The sequence below is a fragment of the Nonomuraea sp. NPDC049480 genome (assembly GCF_044465905.1).
GTDB lineage: Bacteria > Actinomycetota > Actinomycetes > Streptosporangiales > Streptosporangiaceae > Nonomuraea.
On sequence record NZ_JBITMD010000028.1, the window covers coordinates 1 to 14,200 of the forward strand.

Annotated in this window: 9 protein-coding genes; 3 read left to right on the plus strand and 6 right to left on the minus strand. The window is 70.0% G+C overall.

Annotation, left to right across the window (positions count from 1 at the left end; genetic code table 11):
- Positions 1-624: 624 nt before the first annotated feature.
- The 5 genes from ACIBX3_RS49065 to ACIBX3_RS49085 are packed head-to-tail and all read right to left on the minus strand — an operon-like array spanning position 625 to position 7,623.
- The gene (locus tag ACIBX3_RS49065; RefSeq protein WP_397127608.1) at positions 625-1,245 is read right to left on the minus strand and encodes a phosphotransferase; all 621 of its coding nucleotides are present in this window, start codon (positions 1,243-1,245) and stop codon (positions 625-627) included.
- Positions 1,246-1,293: 48 nt separating this feature from the next.
- Entirely contained in the window at positions 1,294-1,971 is a 678-nt protein-coding gene (narI, locus tag ACIBX3_RS49070) for a respiratory nitrate reductase subunit gamma (protein ID WP_397127609.1), read from the minus strand.
- Positions 1,968-2,522, minus strand: a complete 555-nt coding sequence (gene narJ / locus ACIBX3_RS49075) for a nitrate reductase molybdenum cofactor assembly chaperone (protein ID WP_397127610.1) — start codon at positions 2,520-2,522, stop codon at positions 1,968-1,970. The genes narI and narJ overlap by 4 nt, the downstream gene beginning before the upstream one ends.
- Positions 2,519-4,111: a nitrate reductase subunit beta gene (gene narH, locus ACIBX3_RS49080; RefSeq protein WP_397127744.1), complete on the minus strand. Its 1,593-nt coding sequence runs from the start codon at positions 4,109-4,111 to the stop codon at positions 2,519-2,521. The genes narJ and narH overlap by 4 nt, the downstream gene beginning before the upstream one ends.
- 11 nt (positions 4,112-4,122) lie before the next feature.
- Positions 4,123-7,623: a nitrate reductase subunit alpha gene (locus ACIBX3_RS49085; protein WP_397127611.1), complete on the minus strand. Its 3,501-nt coding sequence runs from the start codon at positions 7,621-7,623 to the stop codon at positions 4,123-4,125.
- A 423-nt stretch (positions 7,624-8,046) separates the two neighbouring features.
- Here ACIBX3_RS49085 and ACIBX3_RS49090 point away from each other — a divergent pair, with 423 nt between their 5' ends.
- Positions 8,047-9,960, plus strand: coding sequence for an ABC transporter ATP-binding protein (locus tag ACIBX3_RS49090; protein ID WP_397127612.1), 1,914 nt, complete (start codon positions 8,047-8,049; stop codon positions 9,958-9,960).
- A 3-nt stretch (positions 9,961-9,963) separates the two neighbouring features.
- Complete coding sequence (locus tag ACIBX3_RS49095; protein WP_397127613.1) at positions 9,964-11,724, plus strand: ABC transporter ATP-binding protein; 1,761 nt, start codon at positions 9,964-9,966, stop codon at positions 11,722-11,724.
- Positions 11,725-11,802: 78 nt separating this feature from the next.
- Here the strand turns inward: ACIBX3_RS49095 and ACIBX3_RS49100 are convergent, their stop codons facing one another.
- A complete protein-coding gene (locus tag ACIBX3_RS49100) occupies positions 11,803-13,200 on the minus strand; it encodes an alpha/beta fold hydrolase (RefSeq protein ID WP_397127614.1) in 1,398 nt (465 codons plus the stop codon).
- Between the two features lie 138 nt (positions 13,201-13,338).
- Between ACIBX3_RS49100 and ACIBX3_RS49105 the strand changes: the two genes are divergently transcribed.
- On the plus strand, positions 13,339-14,199 hold the full coding sequence (locus tag ACIBX3_RS49105; protein ID WP_397127615.1) for an ABC transporter permease: 861 nt from the start codon (positions 13,339-13,341) through the stop codon (positions 14,197-14,199).
- The last annotated feature ends 1 nt before the right edge of the window (position 14,200 follow it).

A 14,200-nucleotide genomic window follows, 5' to 3' on the forward strand; every position in this document is an offset into this window, starting at 1 on the left:
ACTCAAGCCGAAGCGCTCACGCTTTGGTGATGCGACGGACCTTCCAGGCCGTAATGCCTGGATTGCCGAGAGTCGCTGAGACTCTCAGCAACGGTCGCAAGGAGATGCTCGGCGGCGGCGGCTACATCTCGGTGAGGACGTAGAGCAGAGCGTTCATGCTCGTGCCGCTGATGATGTCGCGCTTGTCGATCCGGCACAGCTTGCGCCGGATTCTCAACCGCAAGGGGATGACGTCCGACGGCGGGGATGTCTCGCGAGCACCGGCGTAGTAATGCCGAGCACGTTGTCACTCTGCCGTCATGGCCGACCCCATGGTGTTAATCGGCCCACGTGTAACTGTTGGTGGAAGCCGGGCCTCCGCCAGTCGGTTCGGCCAGGGCATGGGCGGGACTCGAAATTACGGTACCGGCAGCAACGAACACCGCGGTGATGAGCATTTTCCTTAACTTTGAAGCCACGGAAATACCTCCGAATACGAATTCCCAGGGGATCCTGGTCTCCGCCCAAGGCTCGACGGAAGTGATCGTACATAAGTAATCGAATACCGACAAGAGTAATAATTTGGGACATGTCAAATAATGCGGGTTGCTGTTGGCATCACGTCGCATTAAAGAGTTGAGCGACTCATTCCGTCCAGGCTGCGGTGGTTTCGAGGCGTTTACGCCAGAGTTTTTCGCCGTCTCCGCCCGGTTCCCAGCGGGTGCAGAAGTCGAGCAGGTCGCGGCAGCGCGCCACCATGGCCGCCTGGCGTTCCGGCCACTCGGGCACCGCGCCGTCGTAGGCTGCGAAGAAGTGCGAGAGCAGTGGCACGTGCTCGGGGTGGTGGCTGCGGATGATCCACTCGCACCACGCGAGGTCCTCGACCGGCCGTCCCGGGTGGGCCCACTCCCAGTCGAGTATCGCGGTCGTCTCGAACGTGGCCGGGTCGAACAGCATGTTCTGCGGCCCGTAGTCCCCGTGCACGATGCCCAGCCGGTGGATCCCGCCCAGGATCCGGCCGCACTCCGTGAGCACCTCCATGGCGCGGCCCTCGTCCAGGAGGTCCTGGCCGTGGGCGCCGGAGACGAAGCGGGTGGTCAGGCTCGTCGAGGTGATCTTGTGAACGCGCGGGACCGGGATGCGGCCGCGCAGACGGCGCAGGTACCTGCTCTCCGTGCTCAGCCTGAACGCCGCCTCAGGACCCTCGTAACACTTCACGACCAGGGCGCCGTCGCCGAACGTGCTGTTGGTGTACCCGTGCTTCACAAGGGTCGATTCTGGCGCACCGGAGCCCCTCCCGGGACCCGCGGCACGCTACCTCGCCCGCCTCCGATACACGATGTAAGGACGGAACAAATAGCCCAACGGGGCGGAAAGCGCATGCACCAGGCGGCTGAACGGGAAAAGTGCGAACAACGCCATCCCCATCACCGCGTGCACCTTGTAAAGATCGCCGGCGTGGCCCATCGCCGCGGCGTCCGGGTGCAGCGTGAGGATCCCGCGGAACCAGGGTGCGACGGTGGTCCGGTAACTCGCTTCGCCCGGCGCGAACCCCGCCGCCGTCGTCACCACGCCCGAGACGATCGCCGCGGCCAGGACCGCGTACATGGTCTTGTCGTTGGCCGTGGTCGCCAGGAACACCGGGCCGTTGGCGCGGCGGTAGATCAGCAGGCCCAGCCCCACGAGCGTGGCCAGCCCGGCCGCCCCGCCCCAGATGACCGCGCTCACGTGGTACGCCTCATCGGACACGCCGATGGCGTCGGTCCACCGCGCCGGGACCAGCAGGCCGGCCACGTGGGCGACGATCACGACCAGCAGCGCGTAGTGGAACAGCGGGCCGGCCACCCGCAGCAACGGGCCCTCGTAGAGCTGGGACGAGCGGGTGGTCCAGCCGAACCGGTCGTACCGGTAGCGCCAGATCAGGCCGCCGACGAAGATCACGATGGTGACGTAGGGTGCGACGATCCAGAGCATGCTCTCGCCCCAGGTCATGCGTACCCTCCCACGGTTTCGGCCGGGGGCCCGCCCGCGGCCAGCCGCCGGGCCCGCTCGCGCTGGGCGGCCGTGATCGGCGGGAGCGCCCGGCACACGGCGCCGATCACGTGCGCGTACGGCGACCCGCGCTCCGTCAAGGCGGCCAGCAGCAGCTCCAGCCCCACCCGGTGCTCGGCCAGCAGCGCCACCCCCGCGGGGTCGACCGCGGCGAACTCCAGCACGACGGGGAGGAAGTCGGGCAGTTCATCCTCCATCAGCTCCCATCCGGCGGCGCGGTAGCGGCGCTTCAGCGCGGCCAGGGACTCGCCGCGGCGGCGGGTGTCGCCGTCGGTGTAGTAGGTCAGGTAGAGGCAGCAGCGCCGGTCCAGGTCGAACGTCTCCACATAGTGCGCCGCCAGCTCGCCGGCCCCCAGCTCGGCGGCCCGGTCGAGGAACGCGGCGAAGTACGGCTCCGCCGCGTCCTTGATCAGCGGAAGGCGGCGCCAGAAGCGCTCGTCGGGGTAGGCCAGCAGATGCGCGGCGGCCTGCCAGATCACCGGTTTCGTCATGGCCTCTTCCTCCTGGGCGGGAACAGCCCGGCCGGGGTGCCCCGGCCGTCCCAGTTGAGGAGGTTCACCCGGTCGTGGGTGACCTCGTCGCTGGTCTGGCGCTCCTTCAAGCCGTGGAAGCTCTCGATCGACACGGGGACGGGACGGCCCGACGCCTCGCCGAACGGCGGCTGCATGCCGGGCCCGGCGTCGTAGTCGAGGCTGCAGCCGGCCTCCTCCACGACCCCCGGCGGGTTGCCGTACGCGGTCGGGATCACGTAGCGCTCGTCGTACTTGGCCAGGGCCAGCAGGCGGTACATGTCGCGCAGCTCGTCCTCGGACAGACCCGCGTCGGGCAGGACCGGTGGTTCGCCGAGGTTGACGGCACGCATGTACGAGCGCATCGCGGCAAGGCGGCGCAGCGCGGCGTTCACCGGCGCCGGGTCGCCGGCGGTGAACAGCTCGGCCAGGTAGCCGATCGGGATGCGCAGCGACTCGATGGCGGCGAACAGGTTGACCGCGTCCTCGCCGTCGTGGCCGGTGCCGGCGAGCGCGTCCACGACGGGGGAGAGCGGCGGGACGTACCAAACCATGGGCAGGGTTCTGTACTCCGGGTGCAGGGGGAGCGCGATCCGGTATTTCTTGATCAGGGCGTGGACGGGCGACCTGCGGGCCGCCTCCAGCCAGTCGGCGGGCAGGTCGGCGGTGGCGGCGGCCGGGTCCTCCGGGTCGATGAAGACGTCCAGCTGGGCTTCGTACAGGTCGCGTTCGTCGGGGACCGAGGCCGCCTCTGTCACGCGGTCGGCGTCGTACAGCAGGACCCCGAGGTAACGGAGGCGGCCGACGCACGTCTCCGAGCAGACGGTCGGCAGGCCGACCTCGACCCGCGGGAAGCAGAACGTGCACTTCTCCGCTTTGCCGGTCTTGTGGTTGAAATACACCTTCTTGTACGGGCAGCCCGTCACGCACATGCGCCACCCCCGGCAGCGGTCCTGGTCCACCAGCACGATGCCGTCCTCCTCACGCTTGTACAGCGCTCCGGAAGGGCAGGACGCCACGCACGACGGGTTGAGGCAGTGTTCGCAGATGCGCGGCAGGTAGAACATGAACGCCTCCTCGAACGACAGCTTGACCTGCTCCGACACCTTGGCCAGCACGGGGTCGGGCGCGGGGTCGCCGCCGAGGTTGTCGTCCCAGTTGGCGCTCCAGCGGATCTTGGTGGGCTCGCCGCTGATCAGCGATCGGGGCGGGGCCACCGGGACGTCGCCGGAGAGGGGGGCGTTCGTGAGGTTCTCGTAGTCGTACGTCCAGGGCTCGTAGTAGTCCTGGATGGTGGGCACGACCGGTTCGCCGAAGATGGACAGCAGCCTGTGGAGACGGCCGCCGGACCGAGGCTTGAGCTTGCCCTTGCGCGTCAGGGTCCAGCCGCCGTGCCAGCGGTCCTGGTCCTCGTAGCGTCTGGGGTAGCCCTGGCCGGGGCGCGTCTCGACGTTCTGCCACCAGGCGTACTCGACGCCGGGCCGGTTGGTCCAGGTCTGCTTGCAGGTGACGGAGCAGGTGTGGCACCCGATGCACTTGTCCAGGTTCATCACCATGGCGATCTGGGCCATGATCCGCGGGCTCACGTGTAACGCACCTCCTGGGATCTGCGCCGGATGGCGGTGATCTCGTCGCGCTGGTTGCCGGTCGGGCCGAAGTAGTTGAAGGCGTACGAGAGCTGGGCGTGGCCGCCGATCAGGTGGGTCGGCTTGATGAGGAGCCTGGTCAGCGCGTTGTGGATGCCGCCGCGGCGGCCGGTCGCCTCCGATTTCGGCACGTCGATCAGGCGGTCCTGGGCGTGGTGCATGTAGACCGTGCCCTGCGGCATGCGGTGCGAGACGATCGCCCTGGCCACGACCACGCCGTTGCGGTTGACCGCCTCCACCCAGTCGTTGTCGGCCACTCCGATCCTGGCCGCGTCCTCGACGGACATCCAGATCGTGGGGCCGCCGCGGGACAGTGTCAGCATGAGCAGGTTGTCCTGGTACTCGGAGTGGAGCGACCACTTGCTGTGCGGGGTCAGGTAGCGCAGCGTGCCGGCCTGGGCCTCGCCGAGGAGCGCGGCCATGTCGAGCGGGGGCCGGTAGATCGGCAGGGCCTCGCCGTACTCGTGCATCCAGTCGTGGTCGAGGAAGAAATGCATGCGGCCGGTGAGGGTGTGCCACGGCTTGCCGTGCTCGACGTTGATCGTGAAGGGCGAGTAGCGGCGGCGGTAGGTTGCCTTGCCCGACCATTCGGGGCTGGTGGCGACCTGCCGCGGTCCGGCCTGGGTGTAGGCGAAGATGATCCGGTGGCTCTTGCGGGCCAGGCCGTCGAGGTCGGCGCCCGTGCGGGCGGTGAGTTGCCGGAAACCCTGGGCGGCCAGGCGTCCGTTGCTCGCGCCGGACAGGGCGAGGATCGCCTCGCAGACCTTGGCGTCGGTGTCCAGCTCGGGCCTGCCCTTGGCCACGCCGCGGGGGACGAGGCGGCAGCGTTCGCCGAGCCAGGCGACCTCCTCGTCGGGGGTGAACGTGAGGCCTTTGGCCGGGACGCCCAGCTTCTCGGTGAGCGGGCCGAGGGCGGCGAGTTTGTCGGCGATCGTGCTGTAGTCGCGTTCGACGAGGTGGAGGACCGGCTCCCGGTCGTGGGTGATCTCGCCGGGCGTGTCGTGCTCGTGGGGCGTCGCCACCACATCCCTGCGCGTGCCCAAGTGCTCTTTTGCGAGGTCGCTGAAGGCGCGGGCGATGGCGTGGAAGGCGGAAAAATCCGTCTTCGTCTCCCATGGCGGGTTGATCGCCGGGTTGAACGCGTGCACGAACGGGTGCATGTCCGTGGAGGACAGGTCGTGCTTCTCGTACCAGGTGGCGGCGGGGAGCACGATGTCGGAGAAGATCGTCGAGGAGGTCATCCGGAAGTCGAGCGTGAGAAGCAGGTCCAGCTTGCCGGTCGCCGCCTGCTCGTCGGGGTGCTCCAGATTGGAGGCGGTGCCCAGGAGGTGGTGCAGGAAGTACTCGTTGCCCTTGGCCGAGGAACCCAGCAGGTTCGAGCGCCAGAGGGTCAGCACGCGCGGCCAGTTGCGCGGGTCGTCCGGGTCCTCGGCCGCGTACCGGAGGCGGCCCGCGCGCAGCTCGGCGCGGGTGTGCTCGATGGGGTCGCCGGCCTCGCCGAGGTCCAGGGGGTTGCGGTCGAACGTCGGGGACATCGGCATCCAGCCGTTCCGCACCGCCTCCGCCACCAGGTCGGCGGTGTGCCGGCCGCGGAAGGCGCCGCGGCCCAGCGGCGAGGCCAGCTCTCCGGCGTCGAAACGGTCGTAGCGCCACTGGTCGGTGTGCAGGTACCAGAACGCCGTGCCCGGGGCCTGCCGCGGCGGCCTGGACCAGTCGGTGGCGTTCGCCAGCAGCGACCAGCCGGCCTGGGTGCGGCATTTCTCCTGGCCCACGTAGTGCGCCCAGCCGCCGCCGTTGCGGCCCTGGCAGCCGGTCAGCAGGAGGAGCGACAGGAACGCCCGGTACATCGTGTCGCCGTGGAACCACTGCGTGGTCCCCGCCCCCATGATGATCATGCAGCGACCCTCCGTGGCCTCCGCGGTCCTGGCGAACTCCCTGGCGATCTTCACGGCGCGGGCGGCCGGGACGCCGGTGATCGGCTCCTGCCAGGCCGGTGTGTACGGCTCCGCGGCGTCCTCGTAGCCGGTCGGCCAGATCCCCGGGAGGCCCGGGCGCCGGATCCCGTACTGGGCGAGCAGCAGGTCGTACACGGTGGTGACGAGGTGGTCGCCGACGCGTTTCACCGGCACGCCCCTGATCAGCGGGTCGCCGCCGTCGAAGCGGGGCAGCAGGACCTCCGCCGTTTCGCTCCCGCCGATCGTGAGCTGGGGATCGGTGTCCAAACCGAGGTTCCAGCGGCCCTTTCCCGACTCCGTCCAGCGGAAGCCGATCGAGCCGTTCGGCACCACGGGGTCACCTGTGCCGGAGAGGAGCACCGTCTTCCACTCGGCCGCCTCCTCCTGGGAGCCCAGATCCTTCGCCGTGAGGAACCTGCCGGGTACGTGGCCGTCCGCTCGTTCCTCGAGGCGGACGAGGAAGGGCAGGTCGGTGAAGCGCTTGACGTAGCCGGTGAAGAACGGCGTCGCGCGGTCGGCGAAGAACTCCTTGAGGATGACGTGGCCCATGGCCATGGCCAGCGCGCCGTCCGTGCCCGGCCGGACGCTGAGGAACTCGTCGGCGAACTTGGCGGCGTCGTTGTAGTCGGGGCTCACGACGACCGTCTTCTGGCCCCGGTAGCGGGCCTCGGCCATCCAGTGGGCGTCGGGGGTGCGGGTCACGGGGACGTTCGAGCCCCACATCACCAGGTACGCGGCGTCCCACCAGTCCGCCGACTCCGGCACGTCGGTCTGGTCGCCGAACACCTGGGGGGAGGCCACCGGGAGGTCGGCGTACCAGTCGTAGAAGGAGAGCATGGTGCCGCCGATCAGGGACACGAACCTGGAGCCGATGGCCTGGGAGACCATCGACATGGCGGGGGTGGGGGAGAAGCCGGCGATGCGGTCGGGGCCGTACGTCCTGATGGTGTGGACGTGGGCGGCGGCGATCATCTCGGTGGCCAGATCCCAGGTGATGCGGACGAGGCCGCCGCGGCCGCGGGCCTTTTGGTATTTTTCCCGCTTTCCCGGATTTGTCGTGATTTCGGCCCAGGCGTCCACGGGGTCGCCGAGGCGGTCCCGCGCCTCGGCGTACATCTCGACCAGGACGCCCCGGGCGTACGGGTAGCGGATGCGGGTCGGCGAGTAGGTGTACCAGGAGAAGGCGGCACCGCGCGGGCAGCCGCGGGGCTCGTACTCAGGGCGGTCGGGGCCCACGCTCGGATAGTCGGCCTCCTGCGACTCCCAGGTGATGATCCCCTCCTTGACGAACACCTTCCACGAGCACGAACCCGTGCAGTTCACCCCATGCGTGGAACGGACGACCTTGTCGTGGCTCCACCGGTCCCGGTAGAAGGCGTCGCCCTCCGTGCCGCCGGTCAGGTAGAGGGTGCGCAGGTCGTCGCTCGTGGTCGACCTGCGCAGGAAGCGGCCGGTCTGCAGCAGGACGTCTTCTGCGCTCATACCTTCACTTCATCACAGAAAGTGACTCTCTGTTACACAGGGTGCATGTCTGAGATTCGTAAAGGTTGGGGCGGAACATGGCCCCGGCAACGGCGGCGTTCGCGATCACATTTCGGACATGGATCCTGATCGGGCCGCCGGTCGGAACACCCGGTACGAGCCCGGGCGCCGGGGGCTTCGCGACCGGCGTGCTGGGAGCGGGCATGGGCGGGGCCGCGCGGCCAATGGCCTGGTCGTGCTCCTGCACACGTGGCGGGCATCCCGGGCGCTGCAGGGGATGGGTGGCCTTGGGGCAGGGGGCTTCCCGGGCGCTGTAGGGGATGGGTGGCCTTGGGGCAGGGGGCTTCCCGGGCGCTCCCGAGGCGCTCTGGCGGCGCGAAAATCGTTTGCCGAGCGTGGGGATGCCTTGTCAAGGTTGTCGGAATGCGCTCCCTTCCTGAGGCCGACCCTGGCGTGCCCGACATACGCAGCCCGCTCCGTTACCTGTGGTGGAACGCGCGGCGGCAGGCGCCATCCCTCCTCGCGGGCATCGGCTTCGCGACGCTGTGGTGGCTGGTGCAGGCGTTGATGCCGGCCGTGCTGGGACAGGGCATCGAGGCCGTCACCGCCAAGGACACCAGGGCGCTGCTGATCTGGGCGTCCATTCTCTTCGGGCTGGGGCTGCTGCAGGCGTTCACCGGCGTCATGCGGCATCGGCTGGCCGTCTACAACTGGCTGGCCGCCGCGTACCGCACCGTTCAGGTCACCGCCAGACAGGCCGCCAGGCTCGGCGCCACGCTGCCGAAACGGATCTCCACCGGCGAGGTCGTCAGCGTCGGCAACTCCGACATCGCCCACATCGGCAGCTCCATGGACATTCTGCTGCGCGGCGTCGGCTCCGTCGTGGCGATCATCACGGTCACCGTGATCCTCATCTCCACCTCGCTGCCGCTCGGCCTGCTCGTGCTCTTCGGCGTGCCGCTCATGGCCGTCGCCGTCGGGCCCCTTCTCCGGCCCCTGCACCGGCGGCAGGCCCGGCAGCGCGAGCTGACCGGCGACCTGTCCACCCGGGCCGCCGACATCGTGGCCGGGCTGCGCGTGCTGCGCGGCATCGGCGGCGAGCAGGTCTTCGCCGGCCGCTACCAGGAAGAGTCGCAGCGGGTGCGGCACGCCGGCGTCGGCGTGGCCCGCGTCGAGTCGGTGCTCGAAGGCGCCCAGATCCTGCTGCCCGGCGTGCTCGTCGCGATCGTCACCGGCATCGGCGCCTCCTTCGCCGTCGCCGGGGAGATCCCCACCGGGCAACTCGTCTCGTTCTACCTGTACGCGGTGTTCCTGATCGGCCCCATGCGGACTCTCACCGAGACCGCCGACAAGCTCACCAAGGGGCATGTGGCGGCCGGGCGGGTGATCCGCATCCTGTCCATCGAACCCGAGGTCAAGGGCGGCGGCGGGAGCAGCGAAGGCGGGGTGTTGCGCGACTCGTACAGCGGGGTCACCGTCCAGCCCGGCGTGCTCACGGCGGTGGCCGCGAGCACGCCGGAGGACGCGATCGCCATCGCCGACCGGCTCGGCCGGTATGCCGATGGGGACGTCACGTTCGGGGCCGCCGACCTGAGCACTCTGCCGCTGGACGAGGTACGGCGCCGCATCCTCGTCGCCGACAACACCGCCCGCCTCTTCACCGGCCAACTCCGGGACGAGCTGGACATCCACGCCCGCCCCACCCTTGCGCCGAACGCGGGCCGGGCTGCCTTGGAACGATTGAGCGGCGGTGCCGGTGGCGGATCCGAGCCTCTGAATGGTGCTTCCGGCCAAGCGGACGTCCGGCCCGAGGTGACCGCCAAGGCGGGCAAGAGGGACGTGAGCAAGAGCGACGACGCGCGCATGGGCACCTTCGGCCCGTCGGACACGCACCGAAGCGCCGATGGCCTGCGGCAGCGGGGCGTCGATGACGAGCGGATACGCGAGGCGCTTCACACCGCCTGTGCGGAGGACATCATCGACGCACTGCCCGACGGGCTGTCGACGTGGGTGGCGGAGGCGGGGCGGGAGTTCTCCGGTGGGCAGCAGCAGCGGCTGCGGCTGGTCAGAGCGCTCGTGGCCGACCCGGAGGTGCTCATCCTGGTCGAGCCCACCAGCGCCGTCGACGCCCACAGCGAGGCCCGCATCGCCGAGCGGCTGGCCAGGAGCCGCGTCGGCAAGACCACGCTGATCTGCACGACCAGCCCGCTGGTGCTCGATCGTACCGACCACGTGATCTACGTCGAGAACGGCCGGGTGCTCGCCGAGGGCACGCACCGCCAACTGCTGGACAACTCGCCCGAATACGCGGCGACCGTGACTCGTGGGGAGGACTGACTCATGGCCCGAGAAATCCTTCCGGTCGCCGACCGGAAGCAAGTGCGCGCCTACGCCAGGCGGCTGACGCTGAAATACCCGCGCCAGCTCACGACGGCCCTGCTCCTGCACGGGCTGGCCGCCGTCGCCGGGCTCGTCGTGCCGTGGCAGCTCGGCGACCTGGTCGAGAACGTCGAGCGCGGTGTCGAGGTCAACGTCGCCCTCGTGGCCGTCTCCATCGGCGGCTTCCTGCTGCTGCAGGGCGTCCTCATGAGGTACGCCGTGCTGGCCTCCGCCAAGCTCGGCGAGAAGGTGCTGGCCGAACTCCGCGAGGAGTTCGTGGACCAGGTGCTCGCCCTGCCGTTGTCCACGGTCGAGCGAGCCGGGTCCGGCGACCTGATCACCAGGACCTCCCGCGACGTGGACTCCCTGTCGCGCACGGTGCGGCACGCCGTGCCCGAGACCCTGATCGCGATGGTCACCTTCCTGATCACGTTGGGCGCGCTGGTGCTGGTCAGCCCGCTGCTCATGCTGCCGATGCTGATCGCGGGGCCGTTGATCTGGGTGGCCACCCGGTGGTATCTGAAGCGGGCCCGCGACGGCTACCTCCGCGAGAACGCCGCCTACGCCGACATGACCGAGGGCCTGGCCGAGACCGTCGAAGGCGCCAGGGCCGTGGAGGCGCTCGGCCTCCATGAGCGCCGCCGGGCGCGTACCGACGGCGACATCCGGCGGTCCTACGCGGCCGAGCGGTACACCCTGGGGCTGCGCGTCATGTGGTATCCCGCCGTGGAGCTGGGCTACGTCATCCCCGTGGTGAGCGCGCTGCTGGTCGGCGGCCTGTTCTACACCAACGGCTGGGTGACGCTCGCCCAGGTCACCGCCGCCGCCCTCTACGCGCAGCAGCTCATCGACCCGCTCGACAGGTTCCTGATGTGGATCGACGAGCTCCAGGTGGGTGGGGCCGCCATGGCGCGGCTGCTCGGCGTGGCCAACGTGCCCGACGACCGGGCGCCCTCCGCCGCGCGGCCCTCCGGAGAGCTGCTGGAGGCCTCCGACGTCCGGTACGCGTACCGGGAGGGGCGCGACGTGCTGCACGGCGTGTCGCTGACCGTACGGCCCGGTGAGCGGCTGGCCATGGTGGGGCCTTCGGGTGCGGGCAAGTCCACGCTGGGACGGCTGCTGGCGGGCATCCACGGGCCGCGGACCGGGTCGGTGGCCGTGGGCGGCGTGCCGCTCGTGGACCTGCCGCTGAACGATCTGCGGGGGCATGTCGCACTCGTCACCCAGGAGCATCACGTCTTCAAGGGGACCGTGCGCGACAACCTCCTGATCGCCCGGCCCGACGCCGGCGACGCTGCGGTGCGGAAGGCGCTGGAGGCGGTGGACGCGCTCGACTGGGCGCTCAGCCTGCCCGCCGGGCTGGAGACCCAGGTGGGCTCCGGCGGGCAGGCCATCTCGCCCGCCCAGGCCCAGCAGCTCGCGCTGGCCAGGCTGGTGCTCGCCGACCCGCACACCCTGGTCCTGGACGAGGCGACCTCCCTCATCGACCCCCGGGCGGCCAGGCATCTGGAGCGGTCGCTGGCCGCCGTCCTGGAAGGACGGACGGTGATCGCGATCGCCCACCGGCTGTACACGGCGCACGATGCCGATCGGGTGGCGGTCGTGGAGGACGGGCGGATCAGCGAGTTGGGGTCGCATGACGAGCTGGTGGCCGAGGGCGGGTCGTACGCGGCGCTGTGGACCAGCTGGCACGGCGCCCCGACGGCCAGCACCCGGTCCTGAGCGGGTCCTGGCCGCCTCGCGGTCCGGCCGGTGGCCGGCGCGACCGCTGAAGGGCGGGTCCACCTCCATGGAATGGGCCTAGCAGTTCGTGCGGGTGGGAGGCAGAGTGCGGTCTGTGAAGTAGCGGTTCGCGTGGTCGCGGGCGCACTTGTTGTTGCCGTAGAGAGTGTGGCCCGGGCCGTCGTGGTAGACGGTCGCGCTTCCAGGGACCTGGGACAGGACCCGGGCCACCGCGTCCGACTCGCCCCACGCACCCGCACCCAGCATGGGCGGCAGGCTCTTGGGGAGCGGGGCGGGCGGATTGCTCACGGAGACCGGCCAGCCGATGCAGCCCAGCGTCGCCGAGGCGAGGGTGTTGGCGGCGCCGGCGTTGGGGGCGATGCGAAGCAGACGTTTGGTCGTGGCGGCCGCTTCCTTGCGGCTGGCGAAGCGGGGCCAGTCGGTGCATTCGGTGACACCCGTGGCCTGGTCCGGGTAGCGGACGCCGCGGGTGGGCACGAAGCCGGAGGCGTCGCCCTTGGCCGCCTTGCGGATGGCCGCGGCCAGCTCAGGCCAGGCCGTGGCGCCTTGGCGGGCGCGGCCCAGGGCGAAGGATTGCAGGTCGCGGGACTTGTACGCCACATTGGCGGCCTTGGCCGGGATGGGGGTGCGGTCGGCTCGTGTGATCACAGAGCGCCAGAGGCCGGGGACGTCCTTACAGTCGTTCGTGGCGCACCAGGTGAAGAAGCGCTGCATGAACTGCTCGTTGGACTTGGCCATCTCCTCCAGTTCGCGGGTCCAGTCGTCGCTGCTGTGGCTCCAAGTGCCGTCGAGGACCATCGTGCGGATCCGGTCGGGGAAGAGGCGGGCGTACGTCTGGCCGTAGAAGCCGGCGTAGGAGGCGCCGTAGTAGTTGAGCTTGTCGTCGCCCAGGGCCTTCCTGATCGCCTCCATGTCCCTGGCGTGGTCCGCCGAGCTCATGTTGGCGAACAACTCGGGGTCCTTGAGCCGGCAGGCCTCGGCGTAGCCGCGGTTGGTGTCGGACAGGCGGCCGAAGTCGGCGTCGTCCTGGGGGAGGCCGGGGATGGGGATGCGGGTCCAATTGCATTGCAGGCCGGTGCTGAGTCCGCCGAATTGCTGGCCGTAGCCGCGGGTGTCCCAGGTCACGATGTCCATGCGTTTGCGGAGATCGGTCCACCAGCCTGAGGCGGACGACTGGGTGATGGCGATGCCGGGGCCGCCGGGGCCGCCGTAGGCCACCAGGATCGAGCCTTCCGAGGTGCCGGTGGCTTTCAGCCGGCCGAGCTTGAGAGTGATCTCACGGCCGTCGGGCTTGCGCCAGTCGACGGGGACCTGGAGGTCCGCGCACTCCATGCCGATCTTGTCGTTGGGGCAAGGAGCCCAATCCCGCACCGTGGGCGCCGTATCGGCGGCCGCTGCCGTGGCGGTCAGGCCTGGGGCGAGGAGGGTCAGGGCCATGATGATGGGCTTCAGCATGGCGTTAACGATCTCGGATCGGGGCGTTCGGGCGCGTCGGACCGTGGTTTGGTTTTCAGGGGCGGGAAGTCGTACCAGGGGTTGTCAGACTGCGGGTGGGGCTTGCGGCGGTGAAGTGACGTTGTCAGCATCGACGGTGTGAGCAGATGGCAGTGGGCCTGGGAAGGCGTGCTCGGCGTCCTCGTGGTGCTGGCGGTGGGCATGGTCGTGGTCACCGCACCGACGGCGCACCTGCCGAACGTCCTGGCGTCGGCCGCGCCGCTCGGACTGGTCGCCGCGGGGTTGTCCCTGTCGCTGCGTACCGGTGTGCCCAACCTGGCCGTCGGCGCGGTCTCCGCTCTGTCGGGCGCGTTGATCGCCACCGCCGTGGAGGTCGGCGAGATGTCGCTGGTCACAGGGGCGCTGCTGGTGCTCGTGCTGGCGGCGTTCGCGGGGCTGGTCATAGGGGCGTTCACGGTGCTCGTGTCGGCGCCCGCCTGGGCGGTCACGCTGGGCGCGGCCGTGGCCTGCGAGGCGCTGCTCGTGGCCGTCACCGACGCCCGGGTGATCCCCGTGGAGGTTCCGCAGTTCCCGCGGGCGTTATGGTTCGCGGTGTTCGCCGTCGTGTCGGTGGCGGGCGGGCTGCTGTGGGCCAGGCGGGACGTTCGCGAGCGGCTGAGCAAGGGGTGGACGGCCGGGCTCGTCGGCCTGGCCGGATCCGGCATGCTCGCCGCGTTGGGCGGATTCGTCCTGCTGATGCGTCTGGGCGCGGCTCAGCCGAGCTCCAGCGGGACGTTCACCACCGTCTTCGCACTGGCCGCCGTTCTGCTCGGCGGCACCAGCCCGAACGGTGAGCGCGGCGCGGTGACGGGCACCGTGTTCAGCGTGCTGTTGCTGTCCATCGTGCAGGGTCAGCTCGCGCTGCTGAACGCCCCGTTCTGGGTCTACTCGCTGATACTGGGGATCGTGGTCGCGGTCGGCCTGGCCGTGTCCCGGCTGCTCGACGCCCTCCGGCCGTAAC